We start from the raw sequence: 21,595 nt of genomic DNA on the forward strand, positions 1-21,595 counted from the left end.
TGCCCGTCGAGGCACGCGACCTACTCCTCGACTGTGATGACCGCGGACGGACACATGCTTGCCGCCAACCTCACCGCATCGTGCTCTTCGGCAGCAGGTTCGCGTTGCAAGACAACGACAACCCCGTCCTCGTCGCCCTGGTCGAATATGGCGGGCGCTACGGCAGCGCAGCTTCCCGCTGCGATACACCGGTCACGATCTACGGTGATATGCATTGTAAGCTCCTGTTGAATCAGTTGTGACGTACGTACCGAGGTACTCTGCCAACCTGACCGGACTGACACGACTCACACTCCCGCCAGTCGGGAATCCCGGCCCACCCGGCTCGTCCGGGAACTCCAGGCGACGAGGCCCGGTAGTCCCGCACTCACACGCCGTAGCCCCCGTCGACGTCCAACTTCTGTCCACTGATGAAGCCCGCACGATCAGAGGCAAGAAAGGCCACGGCCTCCGCCACGTCACACGCGCGGCCGAACCGTCGCAACGGAATGTTCTGCTTTGCGACCTCGAGCGCACGCTCGTCGAGCTCACCCGAGGAAATCAGCCGCTCCGCCATGCCATCGGTCAGCATTCCGGGGCCGACGCTATTGAAGCGGATGCCGTAGCGACCTTCTTCTGCGGCCAGAGCCCGAATCAGTGACTCAACAGCAGCTTTGGGGCCGGCCGACATACCGTCCCGAACCGGGAACCGCGAGGTGGCGGCAGTGGTGACAGCCACCACGGACCCACCGGATCGCCGCAGTGCCGGCAGGGCCGCGGACATCAGGTTGAAGAACGTCTTCACCTCGGCATCCACGGCTTCGCCGAACCGGGCGGGCCCGGCCTTGGACAGGTGGACCATAGGGACGTGTGGACCTGCAGCGTGGACCACGGTGTGGATGCCACCGAACTCGCTCGCCACATCATCCACGTATGAAGCGGTTTCGTCAGGGTCAGCTAATGCCACCGAGTCGAATCGGACCGAAACACCGAGTTTCGAGAGCTCTTCGGACTGCCTCTTGGCGACTTCGCTACGTCGGTGGTAGGTGAATGCAATGTGCATACCTGCCGTCGCCAGCCTGTGACAGATCGCGGCACCGAGGCCACCGCTGCCACCCGTCACGAGCGCCACCCCTGATCCGGCGTTTGATGAATTCACAACCAACTCCCATAGTGTGCAGAACAGTGGCCTGACGCACCGCGCTCAGACCGTGACAGCATGCCCGGATCGCTAGTGGCACAAGGCATATAAGCGCAAGTCACCTTCGCATGAGGCCGAGCAAGCAGATAGACGAGCTCAATCATCTCGCGCTGCGAGAAGGTTCAACGCGATGTCAACGATGAGATCCTCCTGACCACCGACCAGTCCTCGTTCCCCGACAGCGAGCAGTATTGATCGTGTGTCGAGCCCGTACTGCTGTGCCGCCGCTTCGGCGTGCCGAAGGAAGCTCGAGTACACCCCTGCGTAACCGAGTGTCAGAGTCTCGCGGTCAACCTGCACAGGCCGATCCTGCAGGGGCCGCACGATGTCGTCGGCCGCGTCCTGCAAACCGAACAGATCGCATCCGTGTTTCCAGCCCTCGATGTCGGCCACGGCAATGAAGGGTTCGATGGGACAGTTGCCGGCACCGGCCCCGTGCCCGGCCAGAGATGCATCGACGCGCGTGACCCCCTCTTCGACTGCGACCACCGAATTGGCGACAGACAGCGACAGATTCTGGTGAGCATGAATGCCGATCTGGGTATCGGCGTCGAGCACCTCGCGGTATGCCCGCACCCGCTCACGCACGCCGTCCATTGTCAATCGGCCACCAGAATCAGTCACGTACACGCAATGTGCTCCGTATGACTCCATCAGCTTCGCCTGCGCGGCGAGCTGTTCCGGTTCCGCGAGATGCGACATCATCAAGAAGCCGGAGACGTCCATGCCGAGATCGCGAGCCTTGTCGATGTGCTGGGCTGAGACGTCGGCTTCGGTGCAATGCGTCGCAACGCGCACCGAGGTGACGCCCAACTTGTGGGCGTACTCCAACTCGGCCACCGTACCCACACCTGGCAGAAGCAGGGTTGTGAGCTTCGCCCGGTGTACAGCCGATGCCGCAGCCTCGATCCACTCCCAATCGGTATTGCTCCCGGGACCGTATGTCAGGCTGTGTCCGGCCAAGCCGTCACCATGGGTGACCTCGATGGCGTCGACGCCGGCTGCGTCGAGCGCACCCGCGATTCGGGCAACGCTTTCAGGTGATATCCGATGCCGGGTGGCATGCATCCCATCCCGGAGCGTGACGTCCTGGATGTACAGCGGCGCCCCATCAGCGGCGAACGAACGGCTGCTCTCCCTCATCGCGCCACCTCCACATCCGATGTGGCAAACATGGATTCCGCGACCCTCTCGGCCACCTGAAGCGCCGCCGACGTCATGATGTCGAGATTGCCCGCGTATGCGGGAAGATAGTGCGCGGCACCCTCCACCTCGAGAAACACCGAGACCTTCCACAAGTCGGAGCCCACGTCGGCCCCTCCGGTCAAGGTCCTGAACGATTCACCGGCACCGAGTTCGGTGAACTGCACTTCCTGCTTGAGTCGGTAGCCCGGAACATAGCCGGACACCTTGTCGACCATGTCGGCCACCGACGCCCGGATAACTTCCCGATCTGGGCTGGTGACGAGTGCGAGTACCGTGTCCCGCATGATCAGTGGCGGATCGGCGGGATTCAGGATGATGATCGCCTTGCCATGAGCGGCCCCGCCGACCTGCACGATGGCCTGCGAGGTCGTCTCGGTGAACTCGTCAATGTTTGCTCGAGTTCCCGGGCCGGCCGATTTGGACGCGATCGAGGCAACGATTTCGGCGTAATGAACGGGAGTGATCGCCGAGATCGCCGCGACGATCGGAATCGTTGCCTGACCACCACATGTCACCATGTTCACGTCGGGCTCGCCGAGGTGCTCATCGAGGTTCACTGCCGGGACCACATAGGGACCGATAGCGGCCGGCGTGAGATCGATGAGGCGCTTTCCGTGTGGGCGCAGCGCCTTTTCATTCTCGACATGCGCCTTCGCCGAGGTGGAATCGAAGATTATCTCGATCTCGTCGAATTCCGGATGCTTGATCAGTCCCTGCACTCCGGTGTCGACGGTATCGATACCCAACCGGCGAGCTCGTGCCAGCCCATCCGAGGCGGGATCGATACCGACGAGGACAGCGATCTCGATATTCTCCGCGATCCGTTTGATCTTGATGAGCAGATCAGTCCCGATGTTGCCGGATCCGATGATCGCAGCTTTTGTTTTTCGCATATTTCTGCTTTCCATACAGGGGCGTCATTCACTGAAGACTGCGGACACAGACCCCACACCAGAGATCGTTGCGACGTAGGCCGCGCCCGGCCTGACCGGGGCGAGCGGGCCCAGTGATCCGGAGAGAATCAGATCACCTTCGAGCAACGGCGAACCGTAGGAGCGCGCGGTGTTTGCCAACCATGCCAACGCGTTCCACGGGCTGCCGAGACAATCGGCTCCCGTCCCCCTCGAGACCTCCACCCCGTCCTCCGTCAACATCATCTCGACAGTCTCGAGATCCGGGAGTTCCGCACCAGCTCCGAGGCGCGATCCGAGAACGTACAAGCCCGACGATGCGTTGTCTGCGACCGTGTCCGTGATCTCGATGTCCCAATCGGCCACCCTGCTATCGACGATCTCGAACGCGGCGATCACGTCGGCGACATAGCTCGGGGCGTCGTGAGCAGTGAGGGGTTCCCTGACATCACGTGCCAGAGTGAATGCGACTTCCGCTTCGATGCGTGGCTGGAGTAAACGGCCCCAGGGTATCTCAGTCTCGTCTGTGCAATCCATGTCATCCAGCAGGAAACCGAAATCGGGCTGGTCCACCCCGAGCTGGGACTGAACCGCACGAGATGTCAGGCCGATCTTGCGTCCAACGACTCGCCTGCCGGCAGCCATCGCCGATCCGAGGTTGGCCGATTGAACTCGGTATGCCGCAGCGATATCCACACTTCCGATCAGGTCACGGATGGGCGCACACGGCTTCCGGGAACGGGAAGCCGACGCGAGTCGGTCCGCAGCGACGGCGATCGCCCCAGCTTCTGTCGTTGTCATAAGCGAAACCTAGCCAGCACCGTTCTCGGCGCACAGGATGAATCCCACGAGGCGGAATCGTGCGATCTTCGTCACGGCCGGTCAACGCGTCAGAACTCGATTCGGACGGTGTCGGTGACCGGCCGTGCCCGACATCCCAGTATGTAGCCGCTTGCGACGTCTTCCTCGTCCAGCGCCGCCGCTTTGTCCATCTCGACATCGCCGGCGACCAATGAGCATGCACACGAGCCACATTCGCCCTCGCCGCAGGAGTAGGGTACATCCAGCCCCTTGTCGAGCATGACCTCGACAAGCGTCCGATTGCGAGGCCACTGGAGTTCATGCTCCTCACCATCGAGGGCGACCACGAGTTGACTGGTCCTCGAGCTGTTCGCCGACTCGCCCACCGCGACTTCCGCTGGGGCGAAGGGATTTCCTGTGAGAGAGAGGAATTCCTCGGAATGAACCTTCTCGGGAGCAAAGCCCCGCGCTTTCAACGCGTCTTTGACGATTGCCATGAAAGGTTGCGGGCCGCAGAGGTAAGCCTCGAATCCGGAGTACGGCTCGACCAGCGAGGCCATCTGCCTCACATCGAATCGCCCCTGCAGCTCAGCAAGAAGATGGACAACCACGAGCCGATCAGGATGATCCTCCGCGAGAAACTGCAGTTCCCTGGCAAAGATCACCGATCGACTCGATCGGTTGGCATAGACCACCACGATCTTGCCTGTCCCCTCGACCAGGGCCGACTTGACGATCGAGATGATGGGGGTGATGCCGCTCCCCGCAGCGAACAGAAGCATGTCCCGGTCGAGGTCGGCGGGTACAAACCGCCCGGCAGGCGGAAGCACGTGAAGCGTCTCACCGCCCCTGATCGTGTCGCACATCCAGTTCGAACCGTATCCCGCCACGGCACGCTTCACCGTGAACTTCAGCTCGCTGTCCGTGTGGGGCGAGCTCGCCAACGAGTAGCATCGTGCGATGCCGCCGTCGCCCTCCGTCGGAATGTGCACAGTCAAGAACTGCCCGGGCGCATAGGCGAAGTTCGACCGCTGCTCCACGGGAACGTCGAGTACGAATGACCGCGCATCGTCCGTCTCCTCGATGACCTTGGAGACCCTGAGCGCTATACCCCGCGATGGTGAGTCCGCGGGAACCGACTCGACCGCCGGACCTTCGTCCTGGCCACAGTCGTCATACGACGCCCGAGCCTCGGCCGATGAGGGACTCGAATCCACAGTGTCAGGCATCATTGATCTTCCCTTCTGGCAGACGCGGCAGGGATGGCCCGTTCCGGGCGCCGACCGAAGCGGCCGGCCGCGAGCCGGAACGGCCCACCGATATGCCGTCGGAGCCGGCGAACGACGCATCCCTACCCGGTCCACACTGGCCTAGTCGCCGGGTAAATGTCCGAGTGTCTCTGGGCACGTGTGGAACTCAAGCTCTCATGGATGATCCTGGCGTACATGGGGTCCGGCCGCCGCCCTCGATGGTCGGTCTGCAAACGAGGGCACCCACAGCCCCTCCGTTCCATGATTTCGCTCGCACCATCAAACGCGCGGGCCGAGCGGCTGCCAACTACTACTCCCACTGGGTGGAAACGTCGATCGTTCCCATTGGTCGGGAGCAGGTGTCGCACTGGCCCGTGCGCACTGGGAACCTCCATATCCATGACAGCTACCAAAGGTGCCACGCGTGACCTGATCGACTTGCCGACAGAGGCAGGGGTGCTGCGCTACTACGACATCGGCGACGGCCCACCGCTACTGCTCCTTCACGGTTCCGGACCGGGCGTCACCGGGTGGCGGAACTATCGTGGAGTTGTCGACAGCCTCGCGTCCAGATTCCGCTGCCTGATTCTCGAGTTCCCCGGCTTCGGGGTGAGCGATCCGGGACCCGGGCACCCGATGGCCATGGCGGCGTCTTCGGTGACCCAGTTCCTCGATGGGTTGGCGCTGGACAAAGTCGATGTCATCGGCAATTCGCTCGGTGGTGCGATTGCGCTGCAATCCGCGATTGCAGCACCAGAACGCATCGACCGCATCGTGACCATCGGTGGGATCGGCCGGAGTCTTCTGACTCCAGCGCCAAGTGAGGGAATTCGCCTCTTGATGCAGTTCACCGACAATCCCAGCCGTGAATCGCTCGTCCGTTGGCTCGACGCCATGGTTCACGACCCCGGATTGATCACCGATGAGCTCATCGAGGAGCGTTGGCAACTGGCCACCGATCCCACCACACTTGACATCGCTCGCCGTATGTACAGCAGTGAGGCGATGGCGCAGATGATGAACGCGGCCAAGAGCTCACAGATGACTCCGTATTGGGCACAACTCGGCCGCATCACATCACCGGTCTTGGCGACCTGGGGTCGCGAAGACCGGGTGAGCCCACTCGACATGTCACTCATTGCCCTCTCGGACATCCCGAACTGCGAGCTTCACGTTCTCCCCGGTTGCGGACACTGGGCGATGATCGAGGCGAGGAACAGCTGGCTGAGGGTTGTCACGGAATTCCTGACTCGCGACCGACCCTGACATGAATCGCCGTCAATCCGCGATTCACTTCGCGCACTGAATCCAACTCGAGATCGCAACAGAAAGTGGACATCATCATGACAGACCCGTTGAGTAACGTGCTCCAGTTCGCGGACGAGATCCGTGAGCAGGCCGTGGAGGGGGAACGAATCACCCGGCTGACCGATACCAACGCGAAGCGCATACGCGAGGCCGGCGTGATCCGCATGCTTCAGCCGAAGGAGTTCGGCGGACTGGAGTCGACTCCGCGCGAATTCGCCGAGACCGTAATGGGAATCGGAGCCGTCGACGGTTCAACCGGTTGGGTCAGCGGTATCGTGGGTGTCCATCCGTGGGCACTCGCCTTCTTCGACGACGACGCACAAAAGGATGTCTGGGGGCAGAACCCTGATGTCTGGATGGCCTCGCCCTACGCGCCCATGGGAGTTGCTCGTCCTGTCGAAGGCGGGTACCGACTCACAGGTCGCTGGCTCTTCTCGACCGGAAACGATCACTGCGATTGGGTCATGACGGCCGCGATGGTTGGTGACGACGACGGGAACCCGATCACGCCACCACGCTCGATCTATGTATTGGTACCCAAGAGCGACTACACCGTCGACCACGACAGCTGGAATGTCGTGGGGCTCCGCGGAACCGGTTCAAAAGACTTCAGCATCACCGATGCGTTCGTACCCTCGCACCGCACGATCGAGTCCAACAGCCTGCTGGAAGGGAACGCCTGGAAGGAGAAGGGGCGTGAGGAACCCCTGTACCGCTTTCCCTTCTCCTGTATTTTCCCGTTGGGTATCACCTCTTCCCTGATCGGAATCGCCGAGGGCACGTTGGCTTGCTATCTGAATGCCCAACGTGATCGGGTCGCCGTGTCCGGCGTCCCGATCAAGGACGACCCCTATGTCCTGTCCAACATCGGGGCCGCAGCTGCCGAGATCGCGGCCTCGCGCGCCGCGATGCTCGAGAACGTCGATCGGTTCTGGGACCTCACCAACGAGGGCAAGGAAGCGACCTTCGAGCAGCGCGCCGTCGGGCGCCGAACGCAGACCGCGGCCGCGTGGCGCGCGGTGCGGGCTGTCGACGAGATTTTCGCGCGGGCAGGCGGCAACTCCCTACAACTGTCGCTGCCGCTTCAGCGCTTTTGGCGTGACGCACATGCCGGACTGGCGCACGCCATCCACGTTCCGGGATCGATCTTCCACGCCTCCACGCTGACAGAGATGGGCGGCGACCCCCAAGGGCCGATGCGGATCATGATCTGACGACTGCTTCCGGTCGGGTTCGGCGAACGCGGAGACCGCCGGCCCCGGGCCTCAGTTCACCTACCGCCACAAGGCATCCGCGAAAATGCGATGAACGGTTTCGGCGAATCATTGCCCACGCATGGCGCCCGAACCCGCATGCGACCACACTACACGTGAAAGTGACCCACAATGGCTCTGAACAAACTACCTCCAAAGACGACCGCGAGGGATTGCACTGTCGACCTGCTGGTCGTCGGAAGCGGTACTGGGATGGCCAGTGCCCTCGCGGCCCACGAGCAGGGCCTGTCCGCACTGATCATCGAGAAGTCCGAGTACGTCGGCGGTTCCACGGCTCTGTCAGGAGGAGCGTTCTGGATTCCTGGTAATCCAGCGTTGGACGAGGCCTCCGACAGCGATGCCCTCACGCGCGCGAGACGCTACCTCCGTGCAGTTGTCGGGGACGACGCGCCCCCCGAGCTCAGCGACGCATTCCTCCGCAACGGCATTGCGACGGTCGAGATGCTCTTGCGCACAACGCCGATGAAGTTCGTCTGGGCCAAGGGCTACTCGGACTATCATCCGACCGAACCCGGGGGCAGGGATGAAGGTCGAACCTGTGAGTGCAAGCCGTACAACGCTCGCCGGCTGGGCAAGGAGCGAGCTCGGCTGCGATCGGGATCCATGAAGGCGCCCATCCCGATGCCGGTCACCGGCGCTGACTACAAGTGGATGAATCTCATGTTGAAGAAGCCGCTGAAAGCGGTGCCACGTATAGCATTACGTCTCATACAGGGTATCGGCGGAATGGCGATCGGCAGGGAGTACATCTCCGCCGGCCAAGCGCTCGTTGCCGGCATGTATACCGGCGTCCTCGAAGCAGGAATCCCGACGTGGACGGAAACCCGGCTGGTGCGACTGGTCACCACGGATGGAAAGGTCACGGGCGCGGTGGTCAGCCAGGATGGGACCGAGCACACCGTGACCACCCGACGCGGAGTTGTGCTCGCGGCAGGCGGATTCGATCATGAGATGGAACTTCGGCGGAAGTACCAGTCGGAGCGACTCGGTCAGAACATCAGCCTCGGCGCCGACACAAACACCGGTGACGCCATCGTCGTCGGCCAGGACGCCGGCGCCGCCATTGCACTCATGGACCAAGCATGGTGGTATCCGGCCGTGTCCCCGCTCCCCGATGCAGAGCCATTGCATCTCCTCGCCGAGCGATCCCTACCGGGCAGCTTCATCGTGGATCAGACCGGCCGCCGATTCATCAATGAGTCCGTCGACTACATGACCTTCGGTCAGCGCTGGCTGGAGAGGGACCGAGCAGGCGACCCTGTCGAGGAGATGTGGCTGGTATTCGATCAAGAGTATCGGGACAGCTACACCCTCACGGGACAGGTCTTCCCACGCCAGCCACTGCCCGATTCCTGGTACGAGAATGGAATCGCCTACACCGCGGCAACTCCGGAAGAGCTCGCACGCAAGGCGGGTCTGCCCGAAGCTGCGTTCAAGGAACAGTTCGAACGGTTCAACACGCAGGTCATCGCCGGGCGTGATGGCGACTTCGGTCGCGGCGAGAACGCGTACGACAACTACTACGGCGACCCGACAAACCGACCGAATCCCAATCTTCGTGCGCTCCAACCCGGCTCCCTCTACGCCGTGCGGATGACGTTGAGCGACCTGGGGACGTGTGGCGGCCTCCAGACCGACGCCAACGCGCGAGTGCTTCGAGAAGACGGCGCTGCGATTGAGGGACTGTATGCCGTGGGTAACACGTCGGCGAATGCGTTCGGCAAGACCTATCCAGGGGCTGGTGGAACGATCGGCCAGGGTTTGGTTTTCGGCTATGTCGCGGCACACCACGCAGCGTCACTTGCGCCGATCACGGCGTGAGTTGTTGCCGGCAATGAGACGAAGGGCGTCCCGAAACCCGGGACATCGGCGAGTCTGGCACGCGATCCGCGTCGATCCGGTCTCGGCTCCGTCGTAGTAGCCCGAACGACAACGCCTCGTCAAGGCGCCGTCGCCGAACTCGGCGACGGCGCCCCTGACGAGGCGTTTCTCACCATTCTGATGATTTTCGAACAGGCGACGCACGTATCGATGACTCCGTCCCCCAATTACCGCCGGTCGTCGTCGCGAGTGAGAACTTCAGGCCAGGGGGCCGAAATCCGCGTCCTCCAGCCGTCTCTTGACGGTGGTCATGAAACGTCCCGCATCGGCACCGTCGACGAGCTGATGGTCGTAGGTCAGCGGCAGGTACGCCATCGAACGGATACCGATGGCGTCGTGTCCGTCGGTGGTGACCACATGCGGCCGCTTCACGATTGCGCCCGTCCCCAGCATCGCCGCCTGCGGTGGCACCAGAATCGGAGTGTCGAAAAGCGCTCCCTGGGAACCGATGTTGGTGATGGTGAACGTGCCACCGGACAGTTCGTCCGGACCGAGGGTGCCTGCGCGGGCTCGGGCCGCCACGTCGGCGATCGCTCGCGCGAGGCCGGCGATGGACAGGTCACCGGCGTTGCGGACGACCGGCGAGAGCAGGCCCCGCTCGGTGTCCACTGCGATTCCGAGGTTGACCACCGAGTGGTAGGTGATCTCTTTGGTCTCCGCATGGTAGGACGCGTGGACGTTCGGGTGCACGGCCAGCGCGTCGATGACCGCACGCGCGAAGAACGGCATATACGTGAGGTTCACGCCCTCCCGTTCCCGGAACGAGTTCTTGATGCGGGTGCGGAGAGCAACCAGCTTGGTCAGATCGGCCTCGTGAACCTGGGTCAACTGCGCCGTGGTGCGCAGCGACTCCATCGTCTTGGCAGCAGTGATCTGCCGGATACGGCTGGCCTTTTCCACCCGTCCCGCCACTGTCGTGGTCGGACGCGTCGCAGGCACCGAGCGGGCGGGTCGATCCGCGGGAGGAGAGGCCACTGCAGCAGGTGCTTCTGCCGCAGCCGTCTCCGTCGCCGCGAGAACGTCGTCGCGTCGGATGCGGCCCCGTGGGCCCGTCCCTCGAACGGCGGCGAGATCGAGCCCGGCTTCCTTGGCCAGTCGTCGCACAAGTGGTGTCGCGTAGGGGTAGCCGAGCTGCTTGCGCGGCACGTCCGCCACAGGCGCGGTTGACACGGGAACCGATCGACCCTGGGCGGACTCCGCCACGCCGGGTGCACCCGGCGCACGCTCGGGGGAGTCCGCGCGATCTGGTGACGCCGTCGGCGCCGGTTGGCCGGTGGGTGGAGGGGAACCGACAGTAGCGAGATCACCACCGATCTCGACGACCGCGTCCTCGGGGGCGATGATCGTCACCAGCACACCTGCGAAGGGCGACGGGATCTCGGTGTCCACCTTGTCGGTCGAGACCTCGACCAACGGCTCGTCGACGTCGACTGTGTCTCCTTCGGCTTTCAGCCATCTGGTGACCGTACCCTCGGTGACGCTCTCACCCAGTTCGGGCATTCGGACAGAGTGGACCATTGTTACAACTCCTACGATGGTGCGGATCTGCAAGGCGGTGTGCAGAACCTACGAATGATCGGATGTCACGAAGCTCGCTGTCGGCGAGCACAATTGGGTTCCCCCGGAGGGTCCGTTGCCCCGGAACCCGGGGTGGGGCGAACCAGGGCGGGGCCCGCCCGCACAGGGCTACGGCGGTCGAGCTCAGCTCCGCGAGAGGGCGTCTGTCGAATCGAGTCGATATGCGCGCGAGCAGGTTCCGCCCCACACGTCGGCCCGCTCGACGGCGGCGAGGTTCGAGCTCACGGCCTCGAGGAGGTCGACGGTGTCGCCGTGTTTCATGGCCAACGTGCTCACCGGCCAGTCGGTACCCAGCATCGCCCGGGCGGGCGAGAACTCCTCCAGAACAAGGTCGATGTGGCGCTGAAACCTCTCCGCAGTTCGGACTCCGTCGACCTCCGTGGCCATTCCGGAGATCTTCATGTACGTGCCAGGGCGAGTCGCCAACGCGCGAATCGGTCCGACCCAGTCCGGGTCGAGGTGGTCGTAATCGGGTTTCGCGAGATGGTCGATCACCACCCGCAAGTCCGGGACTTTCTCGAGCGCGGTCAGTGCGTGCGGCAGATGCCGGGTGTACCCGAGGAAGTCCAGGACCAGGCCACGTTCCGACAACAGGTCAAGCGACTCGAGGACCGCCGGTTGCAGGACCCATCGGTCGTCGGGGATGTCCTGGATCATCGGTCGAATGCCCACGAGTAGTGGATGCTGCACGCGATCGAGCTGGTCTGCGACGTCGTCGGCGGCGAGGTCGACCCAGCCAACCACTCCGAGGATCTCTCCCCCGGAGCTGTCGGCAATGTCGAGGAGCCACAGGGTCTCCTCGACGGTCGGCGCGGCCTGCACGAGAACCGTGCCGTCGATGGACTCGTTCCCGTTGCAGGCCTTCAGATCGTCAAGCACGAAGGCCTGGTGCAGCGGCCCGTCCGGAGGCATCCACGGGTAGTCCCCGCGCACCGGATCCCACAGGTGGTGGTGCGAGTCGATGCGGCGCATGGGGGGCGCTGCCGCGCCGGTCACCATCGCGTGCCGCCGGTGTCCTCGCGGACGACGAATCGTCCCTCGGAGCGGGCCTGCTGAGCAGAGGCGATGACGCCGGCGGCGACGGCAGCATCCTCCATCGACGAGATCGGGATCTCGCGTCCTTCGATGGCTCGCGCGAAGGATTCGAGTTCGTTACGGTAACTCTCCTCGTACGGAACGAACGCTTCGTTGAGGGTTCCGAGGGGGCGCTTGAAGATGGCGGTGCGGAAGTCGACGGTGGCTGTCCCCTCGGTGCCGAGGAGCTTCACGACGAAACTCCATGGCGAGCTGCTGTAGTCGTCGACGCCGAACGTGCAGAACCCGTGCGCGGAGGCGCGGCCGTAGTCGAAGGTCATCCACGCCTGGTCTTCCTCCGTGTGGTGCTGCCAACCGTTCTCGGTGGCACCAGCGATCACTCGACGCGGCGCTCCGAGCAGTGCCAACGACAGGTAGGTGTGATGGATCATCACCTCTTCCATCACACCTGAGTAGTCCTTGGCAACCTCCTCGGGGTGCTTGATCACGTAGTTGATGAACAGGGCCCGGAGCTCACCGAGGTCGCCTGCGTCGACCAATCGCTTCATCCGGAAGAACTCCGGCAAGTATGCGTAGTTGTGGCCCGGCATTGCCACGACCCCGTGTCGCGCGGCGAGGTCGGCTGTCGCACGGATGTCGGCGGGATTCCGGCCGACCGGCTTCTCGATGAAGACGTGTTTGCCGGCGGCGATCGCCCGGTTCGCGATCTCGAGGTGCGAATCGACGTGGGTCAGGACGAGCAGCGCCTGGTTGTCCGGCGACGTGATCAGTTCGTCGACATCGTCGTAGTGGCGGACGCCCCATTCGACGGCACGCTTCTGGCTTCGATCCGCATCGATGTCGAAGACCCCGGTCATGTCGATGTCGGGAATCTCGCTGATTGCGTGGGCGTGTACGTCCGCGACGCGGCCCGCTCCGATGATTCCTACTGTGAGCATTGTCGTTCCTCGATCCGATGAGATGTCGTGCTGTAGATGGCCGCGTCAACGTGCATGGATGCCACCGTCCGCGGTACGAAGCGAACCCATGGAGCCGGGCGCTGTGAAAGCAGGCCCGTCCGTGAGATATCCGGGGGAAAGGTCGACGCCCAGTCCCGGGCGATCCGGGACCTCGAGCCAGCCGCCGTCGCGCGCGATCGGCTCTTTGAGCATCGCGCGCTGTGGACCGGTCTCGTCCAACGGACTCCATTCGAATGTCCCCACGTTGGGAACCGACGCGTAGAACTGCAGCGTCGCAGCTGTCAGATATGGCGTCTGGAAGTTGTGGGCGATGACGCGGCGGTGGCGGGCCTCGGCGAGTGCGGCGATCTTGACGCATGCGGTGAGGCCGCCCGCGGTGCCGACATCGGGTCGCAGGAAGTCTCCGACACCGGCTTCGAGGAGGTCCGCGAACTCGTAGATCGAGTCCTGCCGTTCGCCGGCGGCGATCGGCAACCGCACGCGGTCTCCGAGGCGGCCCCACTCCGAGATGCTGTCCGGCGGAAGCGCGTCCTCATAGAAGTAGATGTGGAACGGTGCCAGCGCATCGGCCAATGCGACGGACTCAGCGACGTCCATCTTGCGATGGATCTCGAGCGCGATGTCGACGTCCAGGCCGACCGCGGACCTGACCTCCGCCACCAGATCGACCGCCGCCTGGATACGACGGGCATGGCTCTGGGTGTGGAACCCGGCCTGCCCCTCGATCAGCGGATCAAACTTGACGGCGGTGAATCCCTCGGTCGCGTAGGCTTTCGCTTCCTCGACCAGGTCCTCGGGGGTGCTGCTCCCCGGCCACGCGTTCATCCCCAGCAGAGCGTGCGCTCTGACTCTGGTGCGGTGCCGTCCACCGAGCAGCTCGTAGGTGGGCACGTCGTACCTGCGCCCCTTGAGGTCCCAGAGCGCTATGTCCACGGCAGCGACCGTCGAGGTGAGTGCCCCACCACGGACCGGGGCGGTGCGGTACATCTCGAGCCAGAGGCGACTGATGTCATCCGGGTCCTGGCCGATCAGGACCGCGCGTAGCGGGTCGAGGACGGCGGACGTGACATGCGGGAAGCTGAAGTAGGCGCTCTGCCCCACGCCGGCGCTGCCGTCTTCGGCATGAACCTGGACGAAGCAGTACCGATCGACCAGGTGCGTCGTGACGTCTGCGATTCGTGTCTTATTCGGCATGTCACTGAACCTCGCTGCGGGACAGGGACGTGACCGACCGGTCGGCGCCGACGCAGCTACCCGTGAGGGACATGCCGGGAGCGCGCACGACATCGATCAGGGTGCTCGCGAAGTCTTCGGGCGACTGGTAGTTCCGCTCGCCGGCGACTTCACCGACGCTGCGCCCCTGGACCCGGGCGAGGTCCGGCATCAGGTACGACAGCATTCCTTCGCGGACATCCCCGGGGTACACGGAGACACAGGAGATCTGTTCGGCTTGGAGCGCAACGGACATCGACATCGTGAGGTGGTCGAGGGCGGCCTTGCTCGCGCCGTAGGCCGCCGAGTAGGGGCGCCCCATGGTCGCGCCGCGCGAGCTGATGTTCACGATGAGCCCGCGCCGCGCTACGTCGGTTACCGGCGCAGCGATCATGGTCTGCGCCACCGCCTGGCTGACGAGAAGCGCGCCCTCGACGTTGATCGAGAACACCTTTCGCCATGTCGCAAGCGGTAATTCGAGCAGTGGATCGGCGTGGATGAGGCCAGCACCGTTGACGAGCACGTCGATCGGGCCGAACCGGCCGGTCACCGTCGCGATCGCGGCCGCGACAGACCTCTCGTCCGTGACGTCGAGATGCACGTCCTGCACCCGGTCGTCGTATTCCGAGGCCAGCGAGCGAGTTCGTTCGACGTCGAGATCGCAGGCAGCGACGGATGCGCCGCACTCGTGCAGGGCCCGGACCACTGCGCTGCCGATTCCGCCGGCAGCCCCCGTGACGGCAACCACGACGCCGTCCAGGGGCGCCTCCCCTCCCGCGAGCACCGAGTCGAGGGTGGTGTCCATGACACTTTGCTCCAGATGGTCGAGCATCAGAACCGGGCCGTTTCACGGGCCGCGTCCACGATATCCGACACCTGAGGGATGACAGCATTCCTCAGCGACGGAGCGGACGCCATCCGAACGTCGGGGCTTCCGACCCGGCGGATCGGCGCGTCCAGTTCGGTGAAGAACTCACCGGCGATCCTGGCTGCGATCTCCGCACCAAAGCCCCCCGTCAGGTTGGCTTCGTGGGCCACGACGACTTTTCCGTGCGACTTCCGTACGGCCTCGCCGATCGAATCGAGGTCGAGCGGGGTCAGCCAGCGGAGGTCGAGCACGGCGGCGGCAATGCCTTCCTCCTCGAGTTGCTCGGCGGCCGCGAGGGCGTCGTTGACCATGCGACCCCAGCTCACGATGAGCACGTCGCTGCCCTCACGCCGCAGTCGGGCGCCGCCGACCGACTCCACGGGGGCGTCGACGTCGACGATGCCGGTCTCGAGGTACAGCTCGCGCGCCTCGATGATCACCACCGGGTCGTCGTCCGCCACCGCGGCACGCAACATGGCGTACGCGTCGTGCGGGGTTGTCGGCATGCCCACCTTGATGCCGGGTACGTGCGCCAGGATGGCCTCGAGGCTCTGCGCGTGCTGGGCACACGACCCCGGAGAAGCGCCCTGCTGCATGCGCACGACCATCGGTGCCGTCACCTCGCCGCGAGAGATGTAGCGGACGTTGGCGGCCTGGTTCAGTAGCTGGTCGAAGGCGACGTAGAGGAAGTCCATCCACATGATCTCGACGATGGGCCGCATGCCCTGCATGCTCGACCCCACCGCGGCACCGAGGATCGAGGCTTCCGCGATGGGGGTGTCGAAGACCCGCTCACCGAATTCTTTGCGCAGACCACGTGTCACACCGAAGGTGCCACCGGGAATGGCGATGTCCTCGCCGAAGGACAGTGCGTTGGGGCGCTCCCGCAGCTCGGTCGAGAGAGCACGGTTCGCGGCGAGACCGTACGCCAGGCTCTTGCCCTGCGTCGGCAGGGGCTTCGCGGCCTGCACGGGGGTGGCCGCGACGACGTGATCCACAGCCGTAGAGGGCTCGGGTGCCGGCGCGGCAAAGGCGTCGGCGCGCGCCTGCGCGACCACATCGCGGACCTCCTGCTCGAGTGCCTCAATGCCCGCCTCGGTGAGGATGCCCTCCTGCAGGATCCGGGCACGGGTGCGGGGCATCGCATCGCGCGAGCGGTGGGCCGCGTGGTCCTCGTCGCTGCGGTAGTGCTGGATGTCGGCGTTGTAGTGCCCGAGCAGCCGCGGCACAAGGACCTCGACGAAGGTAGGCCCTTCACCGCGCCGCGCGCGCTCAACGACCTCGCGCGCCAGCGACGCGATGGCTGCCACGTCGCCACCGTCGATCTGCACGGAGTGCATCCCGTAGCCACGAGCACGCTCGACGAGCGAGGTGTTCGGGACGGTGTCGGTGATCGGCGTCATCTCGGACCAGTAGTTGTTCTCGCAGACGAAGATCACCGGAAGCTTCCGCGCCACCGCGAAGACCAGAGCCTCGTGAGAGGCGCCCTGGTTGGTGGCGCCGTCACCGAAGGACACCACGGTCACGCCGTCGGTCTGCTGGTACGTCGCTGCCATCGCGACACCGTTCGCGATCGGCAGCCCGGCACCGACGATGCTGTTCTCACCCACGAAGCGGTACTTGGGTGCGGTGAGGTACGCGGAACCACCGCGACCGCCGTTGACACCTGTCGACCGCTGCATGATCTCGCCGAGCAACTGCTGCGGGGGTACACCGCAGGCGAGCGCCCAACCGTGTCCGCGGTAGGTCGCCAGAACTCGGTCCTCCTCACGCAGCGCTGACAGGAAGGCAACCGGCGGCACTTCCTGACCGACACAGACGTGGGTCGAACCCAGGAACGCCTCTTCACGCCGAAGTTCGAGCACCAGTTCCTCGAGGGTGCGGATGGTCAACATCTGCCGATAGGCGTCCACGAGGTCGAAGGTTCGCGTGGACTGACTGGCAATTTCTGTGATCGTCATTTTTCCCCAATCGTTTGGGAGTAACTTACGTGACGGGAGGCACATCAGTCAATGTCGAGAGCCGTATCGCACGCCTTTCCGCGTTTCACCTGCACACGGGTACTCAAATCCAGTTGTACACATCACACAATCGTTTGGGATGCGGTAACCTCGGTGCTGCTGCAGAAGCACATCGCCGTCCGTCCTCGATGTGGATCGGCGAGCGCAGCAGACAGCCGCCGAGAGCGCAATGGTTCGGGTTCCGTCCATACGGATGGCGAAGACCACATCGACTGCGGCGGCCATCCCCACCCCGGCATCGTCGCCGACGACTGACGGCCCCGCATCTGTCGACCTGCCACTCGAAGGAACTGCTATGTCGATCCACGGAACGCCTTCCACCGGAGGCGTATCGCCCGACGCCCGCAACCAGACGACGCCGAGACCACGCCCTGCCAGGCGGCCACCCGGGGCCTCCCCCTATCGACGGCGGCCTGCTTTCATACCCGGCCGGGCCATGCCCCAGGACTCAGTCGAGATCGTCGAGTTCGCGCTCACCTGGGCCCCGTACGGAATACCTCCTGCCGAGGCCTTCGTGACGTTTGGCCTTCCGCCCCAGAAGGTGCTCGACCGGATGTTGGCCGCGATCGAGAGGTTCGGCTGCGATCCGGAAACGCTTGCCCACCTCGCGAAGTCCTACAAGCGCTAGAGCGCATCGCCCGGCTCGACATTGTCGGGACGCCGACCAGGAACCGAGAAGTACGACAATGGGCCTCGGTACGAACGGGCGTGTCACCCGTCCGTGCCGAGGCCCTCTACGAGCTCAGAGGGATCAGCCTCCGGCGCGTCCTACTCGGCCGAGTACTCGACCAGGAACATGTCTGCGTACTCCACCGGCCCGGCAGCGAACGACACGGTGCCGTCGTTGCGGTCCACGGCAATCTCCTCGCCCGTCACCGCCCGCCGGACGGCCTTGATCTCGCGATCGGACTCGGGAACCGAGAAGGTGACCGGAGTCGGGATCGGCGGGCCGTCCTCCTGGTAGTTGAGGACCGCGATCATCATCCGGTGGTCCTCCGGTTGCTCGTATGCCTCGACCCACACGGTCGGGTGGGCATCCGCGGCGACGGCAAGGGGCTTGGTCAGCAGCCGTCGCACCAAGTGAACGAATGCGTCCGCGTTCTTGCCTGCCTTGAACTCGAGTGGCGCGACACTGTAAATCGCAGTGCCCTCGCCGAACCGGTTCTCGGTGACCGCCGGCATCGAGGTGTCGTCCCACGGCGGGTCGTTGTGGATGCTCGACCAACCGCCGCCCTCGAGCGACCCGGAGTCCGGATAGCCATACGGGAGAGTCAGTTTCGCGAGGGCTGTTGCCTCGTTCGCACCGGCCAGACGCGGGATGACGCAACCGGGCCGTGCGTAACCCATGCCGTCGGCAGGGACGTTCTCGACCATATGTGAGATGTAGTCCTGCGGCAGGATCGCGCTTTCGAGGGAGGAGTCGAGCGGGCGCAGGTAGACGGTTCGCCCGGACTCGTTGCCGTCCCAATGGACACCGAGGACGTCGGCGATCGAGAAGTCAGCGGATGCAACGCCCTCATGGTTCACGATGCCGGTGTGGCCGCTGGCGTAGAGGCGGCCGCCGCGCTCGACGTAGCCACGGAACGCGGCCGCTTCAGCGTCGCTCATCACGTGCAGGTTCGGGAGCACGATGACGTCGAACCGATCGAGATCGTCGAGCTGGAATCGGGTGACGGCGCCGAACGGGATGTGCGCCCGCTGAAGGGCGCGGGCCGCACCGAGCCAAGACGTGAGGTGCGCCTGGTTCTCCGCGCGAAGTTCGCTCAGTGGAACGGACGGCAGAGTGGGATCGCCCATGGCCCGCTCGCTGAAGTAGACACCGACCTGCTCGACGTGCATTCCGCCGAGGAATTGCTCGTACGGCTCGAGCCGTGAGTACGCGCGCCCCATCTGCTTGTAGAGGTCGCGGTTGATGCTGCCGTCCGGGTTCACACAGTCCGTGTACAGCAGAGCAGAGTTGAGAACCATTGCGGCGAGAGCACGCTGGGTCATCGCGGATTCGCTCTTGACCTCGACATGCTCGCCGATCATCAGCACGCGGCCGGTGATGAACTCGGGCGAGGTGCCGGGAACGATCGCCGAGAACACCTTCGTCGCGAGCATCTGGTCCTCGCGGTTGCCGTATCGGTCGCCACCGACGAAGGTCTCGTTCCGCAGACTGTCGAAGTCACGGCCTGCGTAGGCAGGCGTGAACGTGAGCGTCGCGTTCGAGTAGAACGGCAGGCCGGGACTCACCTTCTCGACCGCGTCGTGCAGGAGGTCGCAGAACTCCGCGGACCAGCGCTCACGCGTGCGCTGGAAATGCACCCAGTCCGGATCTGTCCAGCCTTGGACCTCCGGCAGCTGACGGCCCTCTTCTTCCTCGTAGCGCCGCACACAGTGTGTGCACGAGCAGGTCCCGTCCCAGATCGCGATGTCGATGAAGAAGGCGTCGAAGGCGTACCCGGCGGCGAGCGCGGAGACCTGGGCGATCTCGTAATCGCGATACCCCGGGTTGTTCATGCAGAGGGTGCCGACGCGGCCAAAGAATGCGAATGGCGGGCTGCTGGACTCGGTCCGCCACTCGGGATGGTTGTGCCACGCCCAATTGTCCCAGGTCACCGACTGATAGGCGCAAACGCTGATGTCCCGGTCGTGCAGTTCGGTGACGAGTTCGCCGATCACGTCGCGGCCCTTGAGGCCCGGGTGCATCGGCCCGACCGGTGCGGGCCAGTTGTTCAGCCCCACGTGCGACTTGCAGTAGATCATCGCACCGCCCAGGTTCGCGTCCGCGTAGGCATCCGCAACTTCGACGGGGTCGAACTTGGTCATGAACAACGGATCCCAGTCCGGGATGTGCATGTCGAGCAACGCGCGACGGTAGGTCCGTGTGTACGGCAGGTGAGTCATCAGATGTTCGATCCCATCTCAGTGGTGCTTCCCAATCGTTTGGGACTCTATGACGCGAGACACACCGTTGGCAACCCCTCCCGCACACCCGTGCGTTCGGCTCGGTACACCCTTACTCATGCGTGCGCTACCATGACCTCGATGTGATCAATGAGATCGATTGGGGGATAACGGTGGACAACGCTTCCTCCAAGCAGGGGGGGTCGCGGGCCCGCCTCCGCGACATCGCCGCCCATGCAGGGGTACACATCTCGACCGCGTCCCGGGTCCTCAACGGCGATCCCCGCGGCGAGGTCAGCGCCGACACCACCGCTCGCGTCCTCGCCGCGGCGGACACACTTCAGTACAAGCCCAACTCCGCGGCACGCAACCTCCGACTGCGACGTGCGGGCGCTTTCGGCCTACTCATCCCGGACCTCACCCATCCCACGTACGCCACGCTGGTCCGCGGCGCACTCCAGGAGGCGGAAGGGCGCGGACTCGCCGTCCTCATCACCGAAGTCCCGGACGGCGCGGCAGCCATCGGACTGCGTCGACTGGTAGACGACCACCGCATCGATGGTCTGCTGATCGCCACGGCGAGCGACCGGTCCGCCCAGGCCGACTGGTTCGAGGGCCATGGCGTCCCCACGGTATATGTGAACCGGCGGGCAGAGGGAAAGCCGACGGTCACCGTCGACGACGAGGCGGGCGCAGCACTGGCGCTGAGGACCATGTACGACTATGGGCACCGCCGGGTCGGCGTGATCTCCGGCCCGCACGACGTGGACACCGCCCGTCGACGGCTCGACGGATTCATCTCCGCGGCAAATACTCTCGGCATTCCGGTTCCTGTCGAGTCCTGCGGCGAGTACACCGCCAACGGAGGCGCATCGGCACTCACCAGCCTGATGTCGGACCCGAACCCCCCGACGGCGATCTTCGCGAGCAACCTGATGTCCGGGATAGGCGCACTGTCGCGGGCCTCGGCGCACGGGATCCGTATTCCCGACGAACTGTCGCTCGTGGTGTTCGACGATGCGGAGATCGCGGATTTCACCGTGCCGGCGCTGACGCGCATCAAGATGCCCTTTGACGAGCTCGGCGCGCTTGCCGTGCGCAGCCTCATTGAAGTCCTCGACGGCCGGCAGGCACGCGATCTGCGCGTCGAAACTCCCCCACAGTTGATCGGCGGCGCGAGCCTCGGGCCCAACATGAACGTGGGCATGGCTCGGCAGTGACA

At 64.5% G+C, this 21,595-nt stretch carries 17 protein-coding genes and 1 pseudogene; 5 read left to right on the forward strand and 13 right to left on the reverse strand.

The window, feature by feature from the left end:
- Window positions 1-20 precede the first annotated feature (20 nt).
- From VZC37_RS04985 to VZC37_RS05010, 6 genes are all read right to left on the reverse strand, one after another.
- Complete coding sequence (locus VZC37_RS04985; RefSeq protein ID WP_330431296.1) at window positions 21-215, reverse strand: ferredoxin; 195 nt, start codon at window positions 213-215, stop codon at window positions 21-23.
- A 152-nt stretch (window positions 216-367) separates the two neighbouring features.
- Window positions 368-1,111, reverse strand: a complete 744-nt coding sequence (locus tag VZC37_RS04990; RefSeq protein ID WP_330431297.1) for an SDR family NAD(P)-dependent oxidoreductase — start codon at window positions 1,109-1,111, stop codon at window positions 368-370.
- A gap of 165 nt (window positions 1,112-1,276) precedes the next feature.
- Window positions 1,277-2,323: a 4-hydroxy-2-oxovalerate aldolase gene (gene dmpG / locus VZC37_RS04995; RefSeq protein WP_330431298.1), complete on the reverse strand. Its 1,047-nt coding sequence runs from the start codon at window positions 2,321-2,323 to the stop codon at window positions 1,277-1,279.
- On the reverse strand, window positions 2,320-3,279 hold the full coding sequence (locus tag VZC37_RS05000; RefSeq protein WP_330431299.1) for an acetaldehyde dehydrogenase (acetylating): 960 nt from the start codon (window positions 3,277-3,279) through the stop codon (window positions 2,320-2,322). The genes dmpG and VZC37_RS05000 overlap by 4 nt, the downstream gene beginning before the upstream one ends.
- 24 nt (window positions 3,280-3,303) lie before the next feature.
- On the reverse strand, window positions 3,304-4,098 hold the full coding sequence (locus VZC37_RS05005; RefSeq protein ID WP_330431300.1) for a 2-keto-4-pentenoate hydratase: 795 nt from the start codon (window positions 4,096-4,098) through the stop codon (window positions 3,304-3,306).
- An 89-nt stretch (window positions 4,099-4,187) separates the two neighbouring features.
- Window positions 4,188-5,330, reverse strand: a complete 1,143-nt coding sequence (locus VZC37_RS05010) for a ferredoxin--NADP reductase (RefSeq protein ID WP_330431301.1) — start codon at window positions 5,328-5,330, stop codon at window positions 4,188-4,190.
- Window positions 5,331-5,747: 417 nt separating this feature from the next.
- Between VZC37_RS05010 and VZC37_RS05015 the strand changes: the two genes are divergently transcribed.
- The 3 genes from VZC37_RS05015 to VZC37_RS05025 all read left to right on the forward strand — a co-directional run bounded on the left by VZC37_RS05015 (window position 5,748) and on the right by VZC37_RS05025 (window position 9,751).
- On the forward strand, window positions 5,748-6,614 hold the full coding sequence (locus VZC37_RS05015; RefSeq protein ID WP_330431710.1) for an alpha/beta fold hydrolase: 867 nt from the start codon (window positions 5,748-5,750) through the stop codon (window positions 6,612-6,614).
- 77 nt (window positions 6,615-6,691) lie between these two features.
- A complete protein-coding gene (locus tag VZC37_RS05020; protein ID WP_330431302.1) occupies window positions 6,692-7,870 on the forward strand; it encodes an acyl-CoA dehydrogenase family protein in 1,179 nt (392 codons plus the stop codon).
- A 171-nt stretch (window positions 7,871-8,041) separates the two neighbouring features.
- Entirely contained in the window at window positions 8,042-9,751 is a 1,710-nt protein-coding gene (locus tag VZC37_RS05025; RefSeq protein ID WP_330431303.1) for a 3-ketosteroid-delta-1-dehydrogenase, read from the forward strand.
- Between the two features lie 258 nt (window positions 9,752-10,009).
- On the opposite strand, the pseudogene sucB reads toward VZC37_RS05025, so the two are convergent.
- The 6 genes and pseudogenes from sucB to VZC37_RS05055 all read right to left on the reverse strand — a co-directional run.
- Window positions 10,010-11,317, reverse strand: a pseudogene (gene sucB, locus VZC37_RS05030) (2-oxoglutarate dehydrogenase, E2 component, dihydrolipoamide succinyltransferase); the annotation flags it as partial.
- A 195-nt stretch (window positions 11,318-11,512) separates the two neighbouring features.
- Window positions 11,513-12,388 carry an amidohydrolase family protein gene (locus VZC37_RS05035; protein ID WP_330431304.1) on the reverse strand — a complete coding sequence of 292 codons (876 nt, stop codon included), beginning with the start codon at window positions 12,386-12,388 and terminating at the stop codon, window positions 11,513-11,515.
- Window positions 12,382-13,362, reverse strand: a complete 981-nt coding sequence (locus tag VZC37_RS05040) for a Gfo/Idh/MocA family protein (protein ID WP_330431305.1) — start codon at window positions 13,360-13,362, stop codon at window positions 12,382-12,384. Before VZC37_RS05040 ends, VZC37_RS05035 begins: the two co-directional genes overlap by 7 nt.
- A 45-nt stretch (window positions 13,363-13,407) precedes the next feature.
- Entirely contained in the window at window positions 13,408-14,577 is a 1,170-nt protein-coding gene (locus VZC37_RS05045) for a mandelate racemase/muconate lactonizing enzyme family protein (RefSeq protein ID WP_330431306.1), read from the reverse strand.
- A gap of 1 nt (window position 14,578) precedes the next feature.
- Window positions 14,579-15,400 (reverse strand): SDR family oxidoreductase, encoded by an 822-nt coding sequence (locus tag VZC37_RS05050; RefSeq protein ID WP_330431307.1) that lies wholly within the window; start codon window positions 15,398-15,400, stop codon window positions 14,579-14,581.
- A gap of 26 nt (window positions 15,401-15,426) precedes the next feature.
- Window positions 15,427-17,424 carry an alpha-ketoacid dehydrogenase subunit alpha/beta gene (locus VZC37_RS05055; protein WP_330431308.1) on the reverse strand — a complete coding sequence of 666 codons (1,998 nt, stop codon included), beginning with the start codon at window positions 17,422-17,424 and terminating at the stop codon, window positions 15,427-15,429.
- Between the two features lie 496 nt (window positions 17,425-17,920).
- Between VZC37_RS05055 and VZC37_RS05060 the strand changes: the two genes are divergently transcribed.
- A complete protein-coding gene (locus VZC37_RS05060) occupies window positions 17,921-18,112 on the forward strand; it encodes a hypothetical protein (RefSeq protein WP_330431309.1) in 192 nt (63 codons plus the stop codon).
- A gap of 140 nt (window positions 18,113-18,252) precedes the next feature.
- Here VZC37_RS05060 and VZC37_RS05065 read toward each other — a convergent pair whose 3' ends face one another.
- Window positions 18,253-20,373, reverse strand: a complete 2,121-nt coding sequence (locus tag VZC37_RS05065; protein WP_330431310.1) for an alpha-amylase family protein — start codon at window positions 20,371-20,373, stop codon at window positions 18,253-18,255.
- A 122-nt stretch (window positions 20,374-20,495) separates the two neighbouring features.
- Between VZC37_RS05065 and VZC37_RS05070 the strand changes: the two genes are divergently transcribed.
- Window positions 20,496-21,593, forward strand: a complete 1,098-nt coding sequence (locus VZC37_RS05070; protein ID WP_330431311.1) for a LacI family DNA-binding transcriptional regulator — start codon at window positions 20,496-20,498, stop codon at window positions 21,591-21,593.
- Window positions 21,594-21,595 lie beyond the last annotated feature (2 nt).

Origin of the sequence: Gordonia sesuvii (genome assembly GCF_036350415.1) — a bacterium.
GTDB classification, from domain to species: Bacteria; Actinomycetota; Actinomycetes; order Mycobacteriales; family Mycobacteriaceae; genus Gordonia; species Gordonia sesuvii.